We start from the raw sequence: 19,916 nt of genomic DNA, 5'->3' as shown, positions 1-19,916 counted from the left end.
CTGATTGCCTCAACCTAAATTAGCGCCCGTTACCGGGCGCCGGGATTACAGTTTCTTGGCTTTCTCGATCGCTTCTTCGATGCCGCCAACCATGTAGAACGCTTGTTCTGGCAGGTGGTCGTAGTCACCGTTGAGGATGCCTTTGAAGCCAGCAATGGTGTCTTTCAGGGAAACGTATTTACCCGATGCACCGGTGAAGACTTCAGCCACGAAGAACGGCTGCGACAAGAAACGCTGGATCTTACGAGCACGGTTTACCAACTGCTTGTCGGCTTCCGACAGCTCGTCCATACCCAGGATCGCAATGATGTCCTTCAGTTCTTTGTAACGCTGCAGAACGTACTGAACGCCGCGAGCGGTGTCGTAATGGTCCTGGCCGATTACGTTCGGGTCCAGCTGGCGCGAAGTCGAGTCCAGTGGGTCTACCGCTGGGTAGATACCCAGGGAAGCGATGTCACGGGACAGAACGACGGTGGCGTCCAAGTGGGCGAAGGTGGTCGCTGGCGACGGGTCGGTCAAGTCGTCCGCAGGTACGTATACCGCTTGGATCGAAGTGATCGAACCTTCCTTGGTCGAAGTGATACGTTCTTGCAGAACGCCCATCTCTTCAGCCAGGGTCGGCTGGTAACCTACTGCCGAAGGCATACGGCCCAGCAGTGCGGATACTTCAGTACCGGCCAGGGTGTAACGATAGATGTTGTCGACGAACAGCAGAACGTCGTTACCTTCGTCACGGAACTTCTCGGCCATGGTCAGGCCAGTCAGTGCTACGCGCAGACGGTTACCCGGCGGCTCGTTCATCTGACCGTAAACCAGTGCCACTTTGTCCAGAACGTTGGAATCCTTCATCTCGTGGTAGAAGTCGTTACCCTCACGAGTACGCTCACCCACACCTGCGAACACGGAATAACCGCTGTGCTCGATGGCGATGTTACGGATCAGTTCCATCATGTTTACGGTTTTGCCTACACCGGCACCACCGAACAGACCAACTTTACCACCCTTGGCGAACGGGCAAACCAGGTCGATAACCTTGATGCCGGTTTCCAGCAGGTCGTTGCCGCCTGCCTGTTCAGCGAACGAAGGCGCTGCACGGTGGATGCCCCAACGCTCGTCGGTGGCGATTGGGCCAGCTTCGTCGATCGGGTTGCCCAGTACGTCCATGATCCGGCCCAGGGTCGCTTTACCGACCGGTACGGAGATGGCTGCGCCAGAGTCGGTCACTTCCAGACCGCGCTTCAAGCCCTCGGTGGAACCCATCGCAATGGTGCGAACCACGCCGTCGCCCAGCTGCTGCTGAACTTCCAGGGTGGTTGCGGCCGCGCTTTGAACTGTCAGCGCGTTGTAGATGCTCGGTACGCTGTCGCGTGGAAATTCCACGTCGATAACGGCGCCGATGATTTGAACGATACGTCCGCTACTCATAGCTGGATCCTCTGAATATTTGAACCGTTAAACCGCGGCAGCGCCGCCGACGATTTCCGAGATCTCTTGGGTGATCGCAGCCTGACGCGCCTTGTTGTAGACCAGCTGCAAATCGCTGATCAAATCACCGGCGTTGTCGGTAGCGTTCTTCATCGCGATCATCCGCGCAGCTTGTTCAGCCGCGTTGTTCTCGACCACCGCCTGGTAGACCTGCGACTCAACGTAGCGGACCATCAAGCCGTCAAGCAGCTCTTTGGCATCCGGTTCGTAGAGATAGTCCCAGTGGTGCTTGAGGTCTTGATCCGGGGTTGCCACCAGTGGAATCAATTGCTCCACGGTAGGCTGTTGCGTCATGGTGTTGATGAACTTGTTGGATACCACGGACAGGCGGTCAATACGGCCGTCCAGGTAGGCATCCAGCATCACTTTGACGCTACCGATCAAGTCGTTGATCGACGGCTCTTCACCCAGGTGGCTGATAGCTGCTACGACGTTGCCGCCGAAGTTGCGGAAAAAGGCCGCACCCTTGCTACCCACTACACACAGATCAATCTCGACGCCTTTCTCGCGGTTTACCGCCATGTCCTTGACCAGGGCCTTGAACAGGTTGGTGTTCAAGCCACCGCACAGACCACGGTCACTGCTCACTACGACATAACCAACACGCTTGATTTCGCGGTCGATCATGAACGGGTGGCGGTATTCCGGGTTGGCGTTGGCCAGATGCCCAATAACCTGGCGGATGCGCTCCGCATAAGGACGGCTAGCAGCCATGCGCATTTGTGCCTTGCGCATTTTGCTGACCGCCACTTTTTCCATGGCGCTGGTAATTTTTTGCGTGCTTTTGATGCTCGCAATCTTACTGCGAATCTCTTTTGCGCCTGCCATGTAACACCTATCAGGTTAGCAAGCGGGAGCCTTGCGGCTCCCGCTGCGGCTTACCAGGTTTGGGTGGCCTTGAACTTCTCGATACCGGCTTTCATGCCAGCGTCGATATCGTCATTGAAGTCACCCTTCACGTTGATCTTCGCCATCAATTCGGCGTGATCGCGGTTGAAGTAAGCAATCAGCGCTTGTTCAAAGCTGCCGACCTTGGTGATTTCGACGTCAGTCAGGAACCCACGCTCAGCGGCATACAGCGACAACGCCATGTCAGCGATCGACATTGGGGCGTATTGCTTCTGCTTCATCAGCTCGGTAACGCGCTGACCATGCTCAAGTTGCTTACGGGTCGCTTCGTCCAGGTCAGAAGCGAACTGGGCGAATGCCGCCAGTTCACGGTACTGAGCCAGGGCGGTACGAATACCACCGGACAGCTTCTTGATGATCTTGGTCTGAGCGGCACCACCCACACGGGATACCGAAACACCGGCGTTCACTGCAGGGCGGATGCCCGAGTTGAACATGGCCGATTCCAGGAAGATCTGACCGTCGGTGATGGAAATCACGTTGGTCGGAACGAACGCGGAAACGTCGCCAGCCTGGGTTTCGATGATCGGCAGTGCGGTCAGGGAACCGGTTTTGCCGGTCACTGCGCCGTTGGTGAACTTCTCTACGTACTCTTCCGAAACGCGGGATGCGCGCTCCAGCAGACGGGAGTGGAGATAGAACACGTCGCCTGGGTAAGCTTCACGGCCTGGTGGACGGCGCAGCAGCAGGGAAATCTGGCGGTAAGCCACTGCTTGCTTGGACAGATCGTCATAAACGATCAGCGCGTCTTCACCGCGGTCGCGGAAGAATTCACCCATGGTGCAACCGGAGTACGGTGCCAGGAATTGCAGCGCAGGAGATTCCGAAGCACTGGCAGCCACGATGATCGTGTTGGCCAGGGCGCCGTTTTCTTCCAGCTTGCGAACTACGTTGGCGATGGTCGATTGTTTCTGACCAATGGCTACGTAGACGCAGAAAATACCGCTGTTCTTCTGGTTGATGATCGCGTCGATCGCCAGAGCGGTTTTACCGATCTGACGGTCACCGATGATCAGCTCACGCTGGCCACGGCCGACAGGGATCATGGCATCGACAGCCTTGTAGCCAGTCTGTACAGGCTGGTCTACCGACTTACGCCAGATCACGCCTGGAGCAACTTTCTCGACCGCGTCGGTCTCGGTGTTGCCCAGTGGACCTTTGCCGTCAACAGGGTTACCCAGTGCGTCGACTACGCGACCCAGCAGTTCCTTACCAACCGGAACTTCGAGGATGCGGCCGGTGCACTTGGCGCTCATGCCTTCAGCCAGAGACTGGTAAGCGCCCAGTACAACGGCACCTACGGAGTCTTGCTCCAGGTTGAGGGCCATACCGTAGACGCCGCCCGGAAACTCGATCATCTCGCCGTACATTACGTCGGCCAGACCGTGAATCCGCACGATACCGTCAGATACGCTGACGACAGTGCCTTCGTTACGGGCTTGGGAGGTCACATCGAGCTTGTCGATGCGGCCCTTGATAATTTCACTTATTTCGGAAGGATTGAGTTGCTGCATTGCTCTGCTGCCCCTTCAAACTCAAGATTTCAATGCTTCGGCAAGTTTCGCGATTTTGCCGCGAATCGAGCCATCGATAACCAGGTCGCCGGCGCGGATTACGACACCACCTATCAGGGCGGCATCCTCCGCAACTTGCAGGCGCACTTCCCGGTTGAGTCGTGCACTGAGAACCTTGGCGAGTTTGTCTTGCTGTTCTTGGTTCAATGCAAATGCACTGGTCACTTCAACGTCTACCGACTTCTCTTGCTCGGCCTTGTACAGGTCGAACAGAGCGGAGATCTCCGGCAACAGCGGGAGACGGTCGTTTTCGGCAACGACGTTGATGAAATTCTGTGCCTTGGCATCGAACTTGTCGCCGCACACGTCAATGAACGTGGCGGCCTTTTCTGCGCTCGTCAGTCGCGGGGCCTTGAGCACGCGCTGCATGGTGTCGTCTTGCGACACCGCTGCAGCCAGGCCGAGCATGGCTGACCAATTGGCCAGTTGCTGGTGGGCCTGAGCGTGCTCGAAGGCCGCCTTAGCGTAAGGTCGGGCCAACGTGGTCAGTTCTGCCATGATCGCCCTCGCTTAGATTTCAGCAGCCAGTTGGTTAACCAGCTCTGCGTGCGCGTTTTGATCGATTGTGGCACCCAGGATCTTCTCGGCGCCGCCGACTGCCAGCAAGCCCACTTGGGCACGCAGCGCGTCTTTGACACTGTTCAGTTCCTGTTCGATCTCGGCCTGAGCCTGAACCTTCACACGGTCAGCGTCGATACGGGCTTTTTCAACAGCCTCTTCAACAATCTGATTACCGCGTTTCTTGGCTTGCTCGATGATTTCAGCTGCCTGAGCTTTCGCTTCGCGCAGTTGCTGACCCGCTTTCTCTTGGGCCAACTCCAGGTCGCGAGCTGCACGGCTGGCAGCGTCCAGACCATCAGCGATCTTCTTTTGACGTTCGTGCAATGCCGCAATGACCGGAGGCCATACGAACTTCATGCAGAACAGTACAAAAATCAGGAACGCAACGGACTGGCCAATCAGGGTCGCATTAATGTTCACGCCAACACCTCGCAGTTACGTTGTCCATCACACCAAATTACCCGGAAGATCCGAGTAATCAGCCAGCGATTTGACCAACGAACGGGTTCGCAAAGGTGAAGAACAGAGCGATACCAACACCGATCATGGTTACGGCGTCGAGCAGACCGGCAACGATGAACATTTTAACTTGCAGCATTGGAACCATTTCTGGCTGACGCGCTGCGCCTTCCAGGAACTTGCCGCCCAACAGGCCGAAACCAATTGCGGTACCCAGTGCGCCCAGGCCGATCAACAGTGCAACAGCGATAGCGGTTAGACCAACTACAGTTTCCATCTTTCCTCCCGACTTTTACGTCGTATGGTTTAGGTTTTTTTAATTTAAAGCGGTAAAACAAATCGTTTCAGATGCCCCGTGAGGAGCACCCTCCCGTTTGACCGGGAGGGACATCAGACTAGTCGAAACTGGTCTTAATGGTTTTCTTCGTGCGCCATCGACAGGTAAACGATGGTCAGCATCATGAAGATGAACGCCTGCAGGGTGATGATCAGGATGTGGAACACAGCCCACGCCCACTGCAGAACAACGCCCAGGCCACTAAGCCAGAGCAGGCCGCTGCCGAACATCACAGCGATCAGAATGAACACCAGCTCGCCGGCATACATGTTGCCGAACAGACGCAGAGCCAGGGAGATCGGCTTGGCGATCAGGGTCACGAATTCCAGCAGGAAGTTCACCGGGATCAGCAGGGCCTGAACGAAGATGTTCTTGCTGCCGAACGGGTGCAGGGTCAGCTCGCCGATGAAACCGCCGAGGCCCTTGACCTTGATGCTGTAGAAGATGATCAGTGCGAAAACCGAGAACGCCATGCCCAGCGTCGCGTTCGGGTCGGTAGTCGACACGGCGCGGAACGGGATGTGGTGGTCGCCGGAGATCAGGATGGCCAGCTGAGGAATCCAGTCGACCGGTACCAGGTCGACGGCGTTCATCAGGAACACCCAGACGAAGATTGTCAGTGCCAGCGGTGCAATCACCGGGCTACGGCCATGGAAGCTGTCTTTCACGCTGCCATCGACGAATTCGACCAATACTTCAACGAAGTTCTGCAAAGCACCAGGCTGACCGGAAGTCGCTTTCTTGGCCGCCATGCGGAAAAGAAGAACGAAGATCAGACCCAATGCGACCGACCAGCCGAGTGTATCGACGTGGAAAGCCCAGAAGCCCATTTCCTTGGCTTCTGCTGCGGTGTGGGCAAAGCCCCAGCCGCCGGTAGGGTGCTGACCGAAAGTCAGGTTCTGCAAGTGGTGCTGGATATAGCCCGAAGCGGTTGTTTCTGCCATGGTTGCCTCAAACGCCCTAAGGTCTCGAAAGTCTTGTTCTCATCAGCAGGGGAGCGAACCAGCTGACCGACTGAGTCAGCACGAAGACACCGAATACTGCAATCGGTGCCAGTGGCTTCACACCTGCGAACACCAGTGCAAACAGCACTGCCGTCAAAATCAGTTTGCCTGCCTCGCCGGCATAAAAAGACCGGACGATGGACTGGGCTGCTCGGGCGCCGGAAAACCGAAATGCCCTGTGAGCAAAATAAACATTGGGCAGCAAGGCTATCAGGCCTCCGCAAAGTCCCGAGTACCCGGCAACGACTCCATGCCATTGCCAGAGCGCCAAAGCAGCAATCAGCAAAACGACAAATTGAGCCATTAACACCGGAAAAACTGCCAGGCGATGGAAGGGCAAGCGGTTTGGCGTGCGGGTTTCCATCACTATTGCTCTCCAATGGTCGGCTGCCAGAATTCAATAACTTGGCATAATTTGTGCCGACAAAATGCGCGCAGAGTATAGGGGCGGTTCTGCCCCTATTCAACTGTCAGGTAGTGATTTCCGACTGCGCGCTACATAAGGAATTGTTTCAGCGGATGTGTGCGAGCACGCCCTGAAGTTCATCCAAAGAATTGTAACCAATGACCAGTTGTCCCTTACCCTTCTTCCCGTGGCGGATCTGCACCGCAGAGCCTAGGCGCTCGGCCAGGCGCTGTTCCAGGCGGGCAATATCCGGGTCCGGTTTGGAGGGTTCCACAGGCTCCGGTTTACCACTCAACCACTGGCGTACCAGTGCTTCAGTCTGGCGCACAGTCAGCCCGCGTGCGACAACATGTCGCGCCCCTTCAACCTGTTGATTATCCGGCAAACCGAGCAATGTCCGGGCATGACCCATTTCCAGGTCGCCGTGGGACAGCATGGTCTTGATAACTTCCGGCAACGAAATCAGGCGCAGCAGGTTGGCCACGGTTACCCGGGACTTGCCCACGGCTTCGGCGACTTGTTGCTGGGTCAGCTGGAATTCCGTCTGCAGGCGCTGCAAGGCCACCGCTTCTTCGATCGGATTGAGGTCTTCGCGCTGGATGTTCTCGATCAGCGCAATGGCGATCGCGGTTTCATCCGGAACGTCGCGCACCATCGCCGGGATGGTTTCCTGGCCAGCCTGCTGGCTGGCGCGCCAGCGGCGTTCGCCGGCAATGATTTCGTAGCGGCCGCCACCGATCGGCCGCACCACGATCGGCTGCATCACGCCCTGTGCCTTGATCGATTGCGCCAGCTCTTCCAGCGCCTGGGGATCCATATCGCGACGCGGCTGGTACTTGCCGCGTTGCAGAAGGTCCAGCGGCAGGTGTTGCAGCTCGCGCTGATCGGCCAGTACTGCCTGTTCTTCCAGCGCACTGACACTCGGACCACTCAGCAGTGCATCCAGTCCACGTCCGAGACCTCGTTTCTTGACGGCCATGGGGATTCCTTAAGTTGCCTGAGCAGCGGCGATGCGTGAGTTTTTGCGTTGGCGACGGACCATTTCGCCCGCCAGGGCCAGGTAGGCCACGGCACCGCGCGATGATTTGTCGTACGCCAGGGCCGGCATGCCGTAGCTCGGCGCTTCGGCCAGGCGAATGTTGCGCGGAATGACCGTGTCGTACAGCTGATCGCCGAAGTGTTCCTTGAGCTGGGCCGATACATCGTTCATCAGGCTCAGGCGCGGGTCGTACATCGTACGCAACAGGCCTTCGACCTTGAGGTTCGGATTGAGCAGCTCGGCGATGCGCTTGATGTTATCCACAAGGTCGCTCAAGCCTTCGAGTGCGAAGTACTCGCACTGCATGGGGATAATCACCCCGTCGGCGGCAACCAGTGCGTTCAAGGTCAGCATCGACAGTGACGGCGGGCAGTCGATCAAAATGTAATCGTAGTTTTCACGGATCGGCGCCAACGCACTGCGCAGGCGGCTCTCCTTCATCTGCATTTCCAGCAGAACCACTTCGGCCGCGGTCAGGTCCCGGTTGGCCGGCAACAGCTGGTAACCGCCGTGTTCGGAGAAATGCATGGCCTGGGCCAGATCGCATTCCCCGATCAACAGGTCATAGACCGAATTTTCCAGGCCGTGTTTATCCACACCGCTACCCATGGTGGCGTTGCCCTGTGGATCGAGATCGATCAGCAATACCCGACGCTTGGTTGCGACCAGGGATGCTGCGAGGTTGATACAGGTGGTGGTCTTGCCCACACCACCCTTTTGGTTCGCAATCGCGAATACCTTAGCCATTCTTGCTTGTGTTCCCAATCATGCCGTGCGGCGCAGTATCAGCAGATGGCGTTGGCCTTGGCAACCAGGAACGGCCAGGGCGTGTTCGCTATCGAGGTGGAAGTCTGTCGGCAATGCTACCAGCTCATCGGCGGGATGAACGCCCTTCATTGCCAGCCAGCGTGTATCGGTGTCACCGAGGTGGCGCGTCCAGTTGCTGAAGTTCTCCATGCTGCTGAAGGCCCGGGAGATGATCCCGTTGAATGGCTGTGCAGGCTGGAACGCTTCGACGCGACTGTGGATAACTTGCAGGTTATCCAGTTTCAGCTCGAGTTTGACCTGGGTCAGGAAGCGGGTTTTCTTGCCGTTGCTGTCCAGGCAGGTCACTTGCGACTCGGGAAACAGGATGGCCAAGGGAATGCCCGGCATGCCGCCGCCGCTGCCAACATCGAGCCAGCGACCGTTTTCGACGAACGACATCACGCTCAGGCTATCGAGCAAATGACGGGACACCATTTCATCGGGATCGCGCACGGCCGTGAGGTTGTAGGCCTTGTTCCATTTTATCAACAGGGCCAGATAACCCAGCAGCTGTGCATGCTGGGTTTCGGTCAGAGCGACACCGAGCTGACGAGCGCCTGTGGATAACTCTTCTGCGTGTTGCGGGGTGACCAACGAACTCAAGCGCTTTGCTCCAACTGACGGCCCGCGCCGCGTTTTTTCAGATGAATCATCAACAGGGAAATGGCTGCCGGTGTCACGCCCGGGATGCGTGACGCCTGACCCAAGGTTTCTGGACGGGTCGCGCCGAGCTTGCTCTGGATCTCTTTGGACAGGCCGGAAATGTTCGTGTAATCGATATCCACAGGCAATTTGGTGTCTTCGCTGGCCCGCAGGCGCGCGATTTCATCCTGCTGGCGATCGATGTACCCGGCGTATTTGGTCTTTATTTCGACCTGCTCGGCAACCTGTGGATCTTCTGCGCCGCCACCGGTTACGGCGACCAGACCAGCGTAGTCGATTTCCGGACGGCTCAGCAGATTGAGCAAGTTGTATTCGTGGGTCAGTGGCGTGCCGAATTTTTCGGCAATCGCGTCGCCCTGTTCGGTGCCCGGCCGTACCCAGGTACTTTTCAGACGCTGCTCTTCCAACTCGATGCTTTCGCGTTTTTTGCAGAACGCTGCCCAACGCACGTCATCGACAAGACCCAATTCGCGGCCTTTTTCGGTCAAACGCAGGTCAGCGTTGTCTTCGCGCAGGATCAGGCGGTATTCGGCACGGGATGTGAACATCCGGTACGGCTCCTGGGTCCCGAGGGTAATCAGGTCGTCGACCAATACACCGATGTAGGCTTCGTCGCGACGCGGACACCAGGCATCTTTTCCTTGGGCACGCAGTGCGGCGTTGGTCCCGGCCAGCAAACCCTGGGCGCCAGCTTCTTCGTAACCGGTGGTGCCATTGATTTGCCCGGCAAAAAACAGACCGCCGATGACTTTGGTTTCCAGGCTGTACTTCAGGTCGCGCGGGTCGAAGTAGTCATATTCGATGGCGTAGCCAGGACGCACGATGTGTGCGTTTTCCATGCCGCGGATCGATTGCACGATCTGCAATTGCACGTCGAACGGCAAGGAAGTGGAGATTCCGTTCGGGTACAGCTCGTTTGTCGTCAGACCTTCCGGTTCGATGAAGACCTGATGGCTTTGCTTGTCGGCAAAACGATGGATCTTGTCTTCGATCGACGGGCAGTAACGCGGGCCGATGCCTTCGATTTCACCCGCCGCGGAATACATCGGCGAACGGTCGAGGTTCGCGGCAATGATTTCGTGGGTGCGCGCGTTGGTGTGGGTAATCCAGCAACTGACTTGCTGTGGATGCTGTTCCTTGTTGCCCATGAACGACATCACCGGGATCGGTGTATCGCCCGGTTGTTCGGTCATCACCGAAAAATCCACAGACCGGCTGTCGATACGCGGTGGAGTACCGGTTTTCAACCGGCCGACACGCAATGGCAGTTCACGCAGACGGTGAGCCAGCGCGATCGATGGCGGATCACCGGCGCGTCCGCCGGAAAAGTTCTGCAAACCGATGTGGATAAGTCCACCGAGGAACGTACCGGTGGTCAATACCACCGAATCGGCCAGGAAACGCAGGCCCATTTGGGTAACGACACCGCGCACTTGTTCCTGCTCGACGATCAGGTCGTCTGCAGCCTGTTGAAATATCCACAGGTTCGGCTGGTTTTCCAGGATTTCGCGCACGGCCGCCTTGTACAGAACCCGATCCGCCTGAGCGCGGGTTGCACGTACGGCCGGGCCTTTGCGGCTATTCAAGACGCGAAACTGGATGCCGCCTTTATCGGTAGCAATGGCCATCGCACCGCCGAGGGCGTCGATTTCCTTGACCAGATGGCTTTTGCCGATCCCGCCAATGGCCGGGTTGCAACTCATGGCACCGAGGGTTTCCACGTTATGCGTCAGCAACAGGGTCTTGACCCCCATACGTGCTGAGGCCAGTGCTGCCTCGGTACCGGCATGACCGCCGCCGATGACGATCACTTCAAAACGGGAAGGGAAATCCACCACGCACCTCGTGCCTGCTTAAGTAGGTAATTCAGGAATAGTTTGAGCTCAGGTTTTTGGACCTGGTCGACAAGTATAGGGACTTCGCCCTTCCTAAAGAACCCTTTGCACAAAATTTAACCAGCTGTGGAAAAGTGGCGGTTATAGAAATTAAAAAGAGAGAAATTTATTAAATCTTTGTTTTTATGTTTATTTCTACTGACCGGCCTTTCTGTGGATAGATTGCTATAGCCCTTTAAATCCCTTGTGTACAGAGATTCAAAACCCTGTGGTCATGTGCCAATGAGGCCCTTGGATAACCGGTTTAAGCCTGTGGATGAATGAGGTGCTTATCCACAGGGGTGGTTATCTTCAGTTTTGAGGCCCTGTTATCAACTGCCCTTAGCCGGGGTTATTAACAGGGCTTAATCCACAGAAAAGCGTCAATCAAAGGAAATTCAGGCAGGGAAAAACCGCTCAAGCGGAAAAAATCTGCTCGGCACTGGAGGATTTGTTTTGGAAAGGGAGGAAGCAGACAGGCCAGGACGGCCTGTCTGTGGAGGGCAGAAGGACTATTTTCCGATGCAGAAGCTGGAAAAGATTCGCCCCAACAAGTCATCGGAGCTGAATGCACCGGTGATTTCGCCCAGCGACTGCTGAGCCTGGCGCAAATCCTCGGCCAGAAGTTCGCCGGCACCCGCCAGGGTCAATTGGGCGCGGCCATGCTCAAGGGATGCACTGGCGTGACGCAATGCTTCCAAGTGGCGCCGGCGAGCACTGAAGCTGCTTTCCGAGGTCTGTTCGTAGCCCATGCAAGCCTTCAGGTGGTCGCGCAGCAACTCCAGGCCAACACCTGCAGACTTGGCGCTGAGGCTGATGGTGACGTGCCCGTCATCGCTGACTTCCAGGGCCATGGCTTCGCCTGTGAGATCGGCTTTGTTACGGATTAACGTGACTTTCGCAGGATCGGGGCGGGTTTCGAGGAACTCCGGCCATAGCGCGAAAGGATCGAGCGCTTCGGGCGCGGTTGCATCGACGACCAGCAGTACCCGATCGGCCTCGCCGATGGCTTTCAATGCCCGCTCCACACCAATTTTTTCCACATGGTCATCGGTATCGCGCAGCCCGGCGGTATCCACCACGTGCAGCGGCATGCCATCGATGTGGATATGTTCGCGAAGGACGTCCCGCGTGGTGCCGGCGATCTCAGTGACGATGGCCGCTTCACGGCCGGCCAAGGCATTGAGCAGGCTGGATTTACCCGCATTCGGACGACCGGCGATAACCACGGTCATCCCGTCGCGCAGCAAGGCGCCCTGCCCGGCTTCTCGCATCACGGTGGATAACTCATCGCGCACTTTGTCGAGCATGCTCAGTACGTGGCCATCGGCCAGGAAGTCGATTTCCTCTTCCGGAAAATCGATCGCCGCTTCGACATAAATCCGCAGCCCGATCAGTTGTTCCGTGAGGTTATGCACACGTGCCGAAAAAGCGCCCTGTAGTGAACGCAATGCATTGCGAGCCGCCTGTGCAGAACTGGCTTCGATCAGGTCGGCGATGGCTTCGGCCTGGGCCAGGTCGAGCTTGTCGTTCAGGAACGCACGCTCACTGAATTCCCCCGGCCGGGCCAGACGGCAGCCCAGTCCGAGGCAGCGCTGAAGCAGCATATCCAGGACGACCGGGCCACCGTGGCCCTGTAATTCCAGGACATCTTCGCCAGTGAACGAGTTGGGTCCGGGAAAATACAGCGCGATGCCCTGATCGAGCACCTCGTCGTTTTCACCGAGGAACGGGCCATAGTGAGCGAACCGCGGCTTGAGTTCGCGACCGCTGAAGGCCTCGGCGGCAACGCTGGCCAACGGCCCGGAAATACGAACGATGCCTACACCACCCCGACCTTGAGCGGTGGCGACGGCGGCAATGGTTTCACGAGGAGCGCTCATAAACCGGTATCCAGACAAAAGTGACAGATAGCAAAACGCCCCACTAGGGGGCGTTTTGAGTGGTTACCCACAGTGTAAGTCAGGCAGTCGCTTTGGCAGCGGCTTCGATCTTACGAGTGATATACCACTGTTGGGCGATCGACAGGCAGTTGTTCACTACCCAGTACAGCACCAGACCAGCCGGGAACCACAGGAAGAAGAAGGTGAAGATGATTGGCATCAGCTTCATCACCTTGGCCTGCATCGGATCCGGTGGAGTCGGGTTCAACTGCTGCTGGATGAACATGGTTGCACCCATGATGATCGGCAGAATGAAGAACGGATCCTTGATCGACAGGTCGGTAATCCACAGCATGAACGGCGCTTGGCGCATTTCAACGCTTTCCAGCAGAACCCAGTACAGCGAAAGGAATACCGGCATCTGCACGAGGATTGGCAAGCAACCACCCAGCGGATTGATCTTCTCTTTCTTGTACAGCTCCATCATGGCTTGCGACATTTTCTGCCGGTCATCGCCATGTTGCTCTTTCAGCGCGGCCAGTTTCGGCGCTACTGCACGCATGCGCGCCATGGATTTGTAGCTGGCAGCCGACAGCGGGAAGAAGATCCCCTTGATCAGCATGGTCAGGAAGATGATCGACCAGCCCCAGTTACCCACAATCGCGTGAATGTGTTGCAGCAACCAGAAGATCGGTTGTGCGATGAACCACAGGATGCCGTAGTCGACGGTCAGTTCCAGACCTGGGGACAACTCTTTCAGGACAGCCTGGCTTTTCGGACCGGCGTACAGCACAGCGCTGGTTTCAGCCTTGGCACCCGGAGCAACGGTCAACGAAGGACCGGTGTAACCGATGATGTAGTTGCCTTTGCTGTCTTTACGGGTCTGGACGACGTTGTTTTCGCCCTTCGCCGGAATCCACGCGGTCACGAAGTAGTGTTGCAACCATGCAACCCAGCCGCCGGTGACGGTTTCTTTAAGCGCAGCCTTGTCCATGTCCTTCATGGACACTTTCTTGTACGGTTCCGAACTTGTCCACAGGGCAGCGCCCAGGTAAGTCGCGGTACCGGTGGCAGTGCTGGAAGACGGATCGGAGCTGGCGTCGCGCTTCAATTGCGCGAACATTGCACCGGACCAGGGCTGAGCGCTCTGGTTGTCGATCAGGTAGGAAACGGTTACGTCATACAGGCCGCGTTTCAGGGTGAAACGCTTGATGTAGTTGACGCCGTCCTTGCTGAACTTCAGGTCCACGACCAGTTGGTCCTGGCCATCAGCCAGTTGGTAAACCTTCTTCTCCGCCGAGTAAACCGGACGACCGGTAGGACTTGCGTCCGGGCCGTTGCTGCCAATCAGGCCACTTTGTGCCAGATAGGTCCGCTCGTTGCCGTTGTCGAACAGCTGGAATGGAATTTCCGGATGGTCCTGACGACGTGGATACAGCGGCAATCTCAGTTGGGCAACATCACCACCTTGTGGATCGATGGCCAGATCGAGCACATCCGTTTTGATCTGGATGAGGTCGGTGCTTGCAGCAACCGGAGTTTCGGCAGGTGCGCTGGTATCGTTTGCGGCGTGCGGAATGTCGTCACTGACGGACGCTTTATTGCCAGTGGCCGTATCCGGGAGGCCCGGTGCGGTCGTACTGGAAGCAACATTCTGAGTCGGCAGGGCAGCCTGGCCATAGTCCTGGTTCCATTTAAGAACCATAACGTAGGACACGATTGCCAGGGCGACGATCAGGATCGTGCGTTTGATATCCATGATTACTCGGCCATCGAAGAAGAACGGGAGGTAGGGATAGATGGAACCGGGTCATAACCACCGGGATTCCACGGATGACAGCGACCTAAACGACGAAAGGTCAGCCAGCCACCGCGAAGAAGGCCATGATTTTCAATGGCTTCTAACGCGTAGCAGGAACAACTGGGGTAGAAACGACAGTGACTGGCCATCAGGGGACTAATGGCGTAGCGATAAAACTGGATCGGAACGAGTGCCAGTTTACGCATCTGGACTGTCTACCCCTACAGTTTCGGTTTTGACTGCTGGTACCGGCGTGCTGCGTGCCAGACGCTTCCAGAGTTTGCCGAAATGCTGAATCAATTCGGGGTTTTCTACGTCACCCAAACCTTTGCGCGCGACGATAACGATGTCCCAGCCGACCAGCAAATCCTGGTTCAGGCGAAACGATTCGCGCATCAGACGTTTGAGGCGATTGCGCTCAACGGAGAGCTTTACGCTCTTTTTCCCGATAACCAGCCCGAGACGGGGGTGATCAAGATCGTTGTTACGCGCAAGGAGCAGGAGATTTTTCCCCGGAACCTTGCCGGTAGGGGAGTCAAAGACTGCCTTGAAATGCCGGGGAGTAAGCAGACGCTTTTCCCGACTGAAGTCCTGACTCACCTCCAGTGCCGGCTTATCAAACTGCCAGACGCGCACGACCTTTGGCGCGACGGCGCGACAGAACGGCACGACCGTTCTTGGTAGCCATGCGAGCACGGAAACCGTGGGTACGAGCGCGTTTGATAGTGCTTGGTTGGAAAGTACGTTTCATTGTCGTGTTACCTGGTTCGTCCACAACGGGCCGGAATGGCCCCCGTTTTAAGAGACCGGGGATTCTAGAGAAAGCAAGCCTCTAGGTCAATTTCCAACCAACGTTTCCTTATAAATAGATCTCCAGAGGTTTTTCCGGCCCTGCCCCTTCGCCAAACATAAAAATAAAGAAGGAGAGTATTTAAAGCTTTTCTGTAAAGCTTATAAAAGCTTAGGAAGCAGATGTCTGTGGATAAGTAGCTTTAGCCCTTGTATCACCTGATGTACAGCGAATGACAACTACAGTGGAAAACAGTGTTCAGCCTGTGCTGCGCTGTCGGATAACCTGTGTGTGGAAAGCGCTGTTATCCACAGGAAGGTTATCCACCGAGTTTCGCCCCCACTTGTACAATGAGCTTAGAGGTGGTTATCCACAGAGCTTATGCACAGACCATTGGTCGTCTTTCTGCCGTATAAAACCTTGATTCTTCTCGGTGCATGACACGCCTACGTGTGGATAAGTCGGCGTCAGGCCGTTACAATGACCGCTTGTTTTTGCCTCACCGGCTTTCAACTTAGGGGATATCCGTGTCAGTGGAACTTTGGCAGCAGTGCGTGGAGCTTTTGCGCGATGAGCTGCCTGCCCAACAATTCAACACTTGGATCCGTCCACTACAGGTCGAAGCCGAAGGCGACGAGTTGCGTGTCTATGCACCCAATCGTTTCGTCCTGGACTGGGTCAACGAGAAATACCTGAGTCGCGTCCTGGAATTGCTCGACGAGCACGGCAACGGCATGGCACCTGCGCTTTCCTTATTAATAGGCAGCAAACGCAGTTCTGCTCCGCGCGCCGCGCCGAATGCGCCGCTGGCCGCCGCTGCGGCGTCCCAGGTTCAGGCTGCTTCCGCTGCGGCCGCCGCCGCGCCTGCGGCTCCAGTCGCGTCACCGGCCAAGCGTGCAACGCAAAAAGCCGCTGAAGTCACCGAGCTTGAGCCTTCCCGTGACAGCTTCGACCCCATGGCCGGTGCCAGTTCGCAGCAGGCTCCGGTGCGCGCCGAACAACGTACTGTCCAGGTTGAAGGCGCGCTCAAGCACACCAGCTACCTGAACCGCACCTTTACCTTCGAGAACTTCGTTGAGGGTAAGTCCAACCAACTGGCCCGGGCCGCGGCCTGGCAAGTGGCGGACAACCCCAAGCACGGTTACAACCCGCTGTTCCTTTATGGTGGTGTGGGTCTGGGTAAAACCCACTTGATGCATGCTGTGGGTAACCATCTATTAAAGAAGAACCCGAACGCCAAGGTCGTGTACCTGCATTCCGAGCGCTTCGTGGCCGACATGGTCAAGGCGCTGCAGTTGAACGCGATCAACGAGTTCAAGCGCTTCTACCGTTCGGTGGATGCTTTGCTGATCGATGACATTCAGTTCTTCGCCCGCAAGGAACGTTCCCAGGAAGAGTTTTTCCACACCTTCAACGCCCTGCTTGAAGGTGGCCAGCAGGTCATTCTTACCAGTGACCGCTACCCGAAAGAAATCGAAGGCCTTGAAGAACGCTTGAAGTCCCGTTTCGGGTGGGGCCTCACGGTGGCTGTGGAGCCACCGGAACTGGAAACCCGTGTCGCGATCCTGATGAAGAAGGCCGACCAGGCTAAAGTCGAACTGCCACACGATGCGGCGTTCTTCATTGCCCAACGCATTCGCTCCAACGTCCGCGAACTGGAAGGTGCGCTCAAACGCGTGATCGCCCACTCGCACTTCATGGGTCGCGATATCACCATCGAGCTGATCCGCGAGTCCCTGAAGGATCTGTTGGCGCTGCAAGACAAACTGGTCTCTGTGGATAACATTCAGCGCACCGTCGCCGAGTACTACAAGATCAAGATCTCGGATTTGTTGTCCAAACGTCGTTCGCGCTCGGTCGCCCGTCCACGTCAGGTCGCCATGGCGTTGTCAAAGGAACTGACCAACCACAGCCTGCCGGAAATCGGTGATGTGTTTGGTGGCCGTGACCACACGACAGTTTTGCACGCCTGCCGCAAGATCAACGAACTTAAGGAATCCGACGCGGACATCCGCGAGGACTACAAGAACCTGCTGCGTACACTGACCACTTGATGAACACCAGCGCAGCTTTTAAGGCAAGGGACTAGACCATGCATTTCACCATTCAACGCGAAGCCCTGTTGAAACCCCTGCAACTGGTCGCAGGCGTCGTCGAGCGCCGCCAGACCTTGCCGGTGCTCTCCAACGTGCTGCTGGTTGTCGAAGGCCAGCAATTGTCGCTGACCGGTACCGACCTTGAAGTCGAGCTGGTTGGTCGTGTGCAACTCGAAGAGCCTGCTGAAACAGGTTCCATCACCGTGCCTGCACGTAAACTGATGGACATCTGCAAAAGCCTGCCGAACGACGCGCTGATCGACATCAAGGTCGATGAACAGAAGCTGGTAGTGAAGGCTGGCCGTAGCCGCTTCACCCTCTCGACCCTGCCGGCCAACGATTTCCCTACCGTGGAAGAAGGTCCGGGCTCGCTGACGTGCAGCCTCGAGCAAAGCAAACTGCGTCGCCTGATCGAGCGCACCAGCTTCGCCATGGCCCAGCAGGACGTACGTTACTACCTCAACGGCATGCTGCTGGAAGTTTCGGCAGGCGTCATTCGCGCCGTGGCCACCGACGGTCACCGCTTGGCGATGTGCTCGATGCAGGCTGATATCGGCCAGCCGGATCGCCACCAGGTCATCGTGCCGCGCAAGGGTATCCTTGAACTGGCACGTTTGCTGACCGAGCCGGACGGCATCGTCAGCATTGTCCTGGGCCAGCACCACATTCGCGCTACCACCGGTGAGTTCACTTTCACCTCGAAACTGGTCGACGGCAAATTCCCGGACTACGAGCGCGTTCTGCCAAAAGGCGGCGACAAGCTGGTGCTCGGTGATCGCCAGGCACTGCGCGAGGCGTTCAGCCGCACGGCGATTCTGTCCAACGAGAAGTACCGCGGCATCCGCCTGCAACTGGCCGCTGGTCAGCTGAAGATCCAGGCGAACAACCCGGAGCAGGAAGAAGCGGAAGAGGAAGTCGGCGTAGAGTACAACGGAGGCTCCCTGGAAATCGGCTTCAACGTGAGCTACTTGCTCGACGTACTGGGTGTGATGACCACCGAGCAGGTTCGCCTGATCCTGTCTGACTCCAACAGCAGTGCGCTGGTCCAGGAGTCCGACAACGACGATTCGGCCTACGTCGTCATGCCGATGCGTCTGTAATCATGTTCAGCAGAAGCTAGATGTCCTTAAGTCGCGTCTCGGTCACCGCGGTGCGCAATCTGCACCCGGTGACCTTCTCCCCCTCCCCCCGAATCAATATTCTTTACGGCGCCAACGGCAGCGGCAAAACCAGTGTCCTGGAAGCCATTCACCTGCTGGGGCTCGCCCGTTCGTTTCGTAGCACCCGTTTATTACCGGTCATTCAATACGAACAATTGGCGTGCACGGTATTTGGCCAGGTCGAGTTGGCCGAAGGTGGACACAGCGCCTTGGGCATTTCGCGGGACCGCCAGGGGGAGTTCCAGATCCGGATCGACGGACAGAACGCCCGTAGTGCGGCGCAACTGGCCGAGATCCTGCCGCTGCAGTTGATCAACCCGGACAGCTTTCGCCTGCTGGAAGGCGCGCCGAAGATTCGCCGACAGTTTCTCGACTGGGGCGTGTTCCACGTGGAACCCCGCTTCATGTCTACCTGGCAACGCCTGCAGAAGGCCCTGCGCCAGAGAAACTCTTGGCTGCGGCATGGTACACTTGACGCCGTTTCTCAAGCGGTTTGGGACAGGGAGTTGTGCCAGGCCAGCGCTGAAATAGATGAATACCGCCGCGCCTACATCAAAGCCTTGAAACCGGTATTTGAACAGACCTTGAGCGAACTGGTTGAGCTCGAGGGCCTAACGCTCAGCTATTACCGGGGCTGGGACAAAGACCGTGAACTGAGCGCTGTACTCGCCGGATCCCTTCAGCGGGATCAGCAGATGGGGCATACCCAGGCAGGACCGCAACGTGCTGATTTGCGCCTCAGATTGGGCGCTCACAATGCCGCGGACATCCTGTCCCGAGGACAGCAAAAGTTGGTGGTCTGCGCATTGCGCATCGCCCAGGGTCACCTGGTCAGCCAGGCCCGACGCGGTCAGTGTATTTATCTGGTGGATGACTTGCCGTCCGAACTGGACGAGCAGCACCGCCGTGCGCTTTGCCGCTTGCTGGAAGACTTACGCTGCCAGGTGTTCATCACCTGTGTAGACCACGAATTATTGAGGGAAGGCTGGCAGACGGAAACGCCAGTCGCCCTGTTCCACGTGGAACAGGGCCGTATCACCCAGACCCACGACCATCGGGAGTGAAGGC

20 protein-coding genes are annotated in these 19,916 nt (G+C 57.1%); 3 read left to right on the top strand and 17 right to left on the bottom strand.

Annotated elements, in window-relative coordinates; genetic code table 11:
• Positions 1-45: 45 nt before the first annotated feature.
• From atpD to rpmH, 17 genes are all read right to left on the bottom strand, one after another.
• The gene (atpD, locus tag HFK74_RS01505; RefSeq protein WP_008064593.1) at positions 46-1,425 is read right to left on the bottom strand and encodes a F0F1 ATP synthase subunit beta; all 1,380 of its coding nucleotides are present in this window, start codon (positions 1,423-1,425) and stop codon (positions 46-48) included.
• A 27-nt stretch (positions 1,426-1,452) separates the two neighbouring features.
• Entirely contained in the window at positions 1,453-2,313 is an 861-nt protein-coding gene (gene atpG, locus HFK74_RS01500) for a F0F1 ATP synthase subunit gamma (protein ID WP_008064595.1), read from the bottom strand.
• A 50-nt stretch (positions 2,314-2,363) separates the two neighbouring features.
• Entirely contained in the window at positions 2,364-3,908 is a 1,545-nt protein-coding gene (gene atpA, locus HFK74_RS01495) for a F0F1 ATP synthase subunit alpha (RefSeq protein ID WP_008064597.1), read from the bottom strand.
• A 21-nt stretch (positions 3,909-3,929) separates the two neighbouring features.
• Positions 3,930-4,466, bottom strand: a complete 537-nt coding sequence (locus HFK74_RS01490; protein WP_180202063.1) for a F0F1 ATP synthase subunit delta — start codon at positions 4,464-4,466, stop codon at positions 3,930-3,932.
• A 12-nt stretch (positions 4,467-4,478) separates the two neighbouring features.
• Entirely contained in the window at positions 4,479-4,949 is a 471-nt protein-coding gene (locus HFK74_RS01485) for a F0F1 ATP synthase subunit B (protein WP_008064601.1), read from the bottom strand.
• Between the two features lie 58 nt (positions 4,950-5,007).
• Positions 5,008-5,265 (bottom strand): F0F1 ATP synthase subunit C, encoded by a 258-nt coding sequence (atpE, locus tag HFK74_RS01480; protein ID WP_003097235.1) that lies wholly within the window; start codon positions 5,263-5,265, stop codon positions 5,008-5,010.
• A gap of 134 nt (positions 5,266-5,399) precedes the next feature.
• On the bottom strand, positions 5,400-6,269 hold the full coding sequence (gene atpB, locus HFK74_RS01475) for a F0F1 ATP synthase subunit A (RefSeq protein WP_007969902.1): 870 nt from the start codon (positions 6,267-6,269) through the stop codon (positions 5,400-5,402).
• 16 nt (positions 6,270-6,285) lie between these two features.
• Positions 6,286-6,693, bottom strand: a complete 408-nt coding sequence (locus tag HFK74_RS01470; RefSeq protein WP_008064605.1) for a F0F1 ATP synthase subunit I — start codon at positions 6,691-6,693, stop codon at positions 6,286-6,288.
• Between the two features lie 148 nt (positions 6,694-6,841).
• A complete protein-coding gene (locus tag HFK74_RS01465) occupies positions 6,842-7,714 on the bottom strand; it encodes a ParB/RepB/Spo0J family partition protein (protein ID WP_180202062.1) in 873 nt (290 codons plus the stop codon).
• A gap of 9 nt (positions 7,715-7,723) precedes the next feature.
• The gene (locus HFK74_RS01460) at positions 7,724-8,521 is read right to left on the bottom strand and encodes a ParA family protein (protein WP_008064610.1); all 798 of its coding nucleotides are present in this window, start codon (positions 8,519-8,521) and stop codon (positions 7,724-7,726) included.
• 18 nt (positions 8,522-8,539) lie between these two features.
• Positions 8,540-9,184, bottom strand: coding sequence for a 16S rRNA (guanine(527)-N(7))-methyltransferase RsmG (gene rsmG, locus HFK74_RS01455; RefSeq protein ID WP_008064612.1), 645 nt, complete (start codon positions 9,182-9,184; stop codon positions 8,540-8,542).
• Positions 9,181-11,079, bottom strand: coding sequence for a tRNA uridine-5-carboxymethylaminomethyl(34) synthesis enzyme MnmG (gene mnmG / locus HFK74_RS01450; protein WP_008064613.1), 1,899 nt, complete (start codon positions 11,077-11,079; stop codon positions 9,181-9,183). Before mnmG ends, rsmG begins: the two co-directional genes overlap by 4 nt.
• A gap of 551 nt (positions 11,080-11,630) precedes the next feature.
• On the bottom strand, positions 11,631-13,001 hold the full coding sequence (mnmE, locus tag HFK74_RS01445) for a tRNA uridine-5-carboxymethylaminomethyl(34) synthesis GTPase MnmE (protein WP_180202061.1): 1,371 nt from the start codon (positions 12,999-13,001) through the stop codon (positions 11,631-11,633).
• A gap of 79 nt (positions 13,002-13,080) precedes the next feature.
• Positions 13,081-14,760: a membrane protein insertase YidC gene (gene yidC / locus HFK74_RS01440; protein WP_008064617.1), complete on the bottom strand. Its 1,680-nt coding sequence runs from the start codon at positions 14,758-14,760 to the stop codon at positions 13,081-13,083.
• A 2-nt stretch (positions 14,761-14,762) separates the two neighbouring features.
• The gene (gene yidD, locus HFK74_RS01435; protein ID WP_080725322.1) at positions 14,763-15,008 is read right to left on the bottom strand and encodes a membrane protein insertion efficiency factor YidD; all 246 of its coding nucleotides are present in this window, start codon (positions 15,006-15,008) and stop codon (positions 14,763-14,765) included.
• Positions 15,001-15,402 (bottom strand): ribonuclease P protein component, encoded by a 402-nt coding sequence (gene rnpA / locus HFK74_RS01430; protein ID WP_197677877.1) that lies wholly within the window; start codon positions 15,400-15,402, stop codon positions 15,001-15,003. The genes yidD and rnpA overlap by 8 nt, the downstream gene beginning before the upstream one ends.
• 16 nt (positions 15,403-15,418) lie before the next feature.
• Positions 15,419-15,553: a 50S ribosomal protein L34 gene (rpmH, locus tag HFK74_RS01425; protein ID WP_003213577.1), complete on the bottom strand. Its 135-nt coding sequence runs from the start codon at positions 15,551-15,553 to the stop codon at positions 15,419-15,421.
• A gap of 566 nt (positions 15,554-16,119) precedes the next feature.
• Between rpmH and dnaA the strand changes: the two genes are divergently transcribed.
• Genes dnaA through recF form a run of 3 tightly spaced genes read left to right on the top strand, consistent with a single transcriptional unit; the run spans position 16,120 to position 19,912 of the window.
• Positions 16,120-17,646, top strand: coding sequence for a chromosomal replication initiator protein DnaA (dnaA, locus tag HFK74_RS01420; RefSeq protein ID WP_180202059.1), 1,527 nt, complete (start codon positions 16,120-16,122; stop codon positions 17,644-17,646).
• 38 nt (positions 17,647-17,684) lie between these two features.
• A complete protein-coding gene (gene dnaN, locus HFK74_RS01415; RefSeq protein WP_008064624.1) occupies positions 17,685-18,788 on the top strand; it encodes a DNA polymerase III subunit beta in 1,104 nt (367 codons plus the stop codon).
• A 20-nt stretch (positions 18,789-18,808) separates the two neighbouring features.
• Positions 18,809-19,912 carry a DNA replication/repair protein RecF gene (recF, locus tag HFK74_RS01410; protein ID WP_008064628.1) on the top strand — a complete coding sequence of 368 codons (1,104 nt, stop codon included), beginning with the start codon at positions 18,809-18,811 and terminating at the stop codon, positions 19,910-19,912.
• The last annotated feature ends 4 nt before the right edge of the window (positions 19,913-19,916 follow it).

The sequence above is a fragment of the Pseudomonas sp. SbOxS1 genome (assembly GCF_013416725.1).
GTDB lineage: Bacteria > Pseudomonadota > Gammaproteobacteria > Pseudomonadales > Pseudomonadaceae > Aquipseudomonas.
Note: the sequence above shows the minus strand (reverse complement) of the source record. Positions and strands in the feature narration are given on the sequence as shown.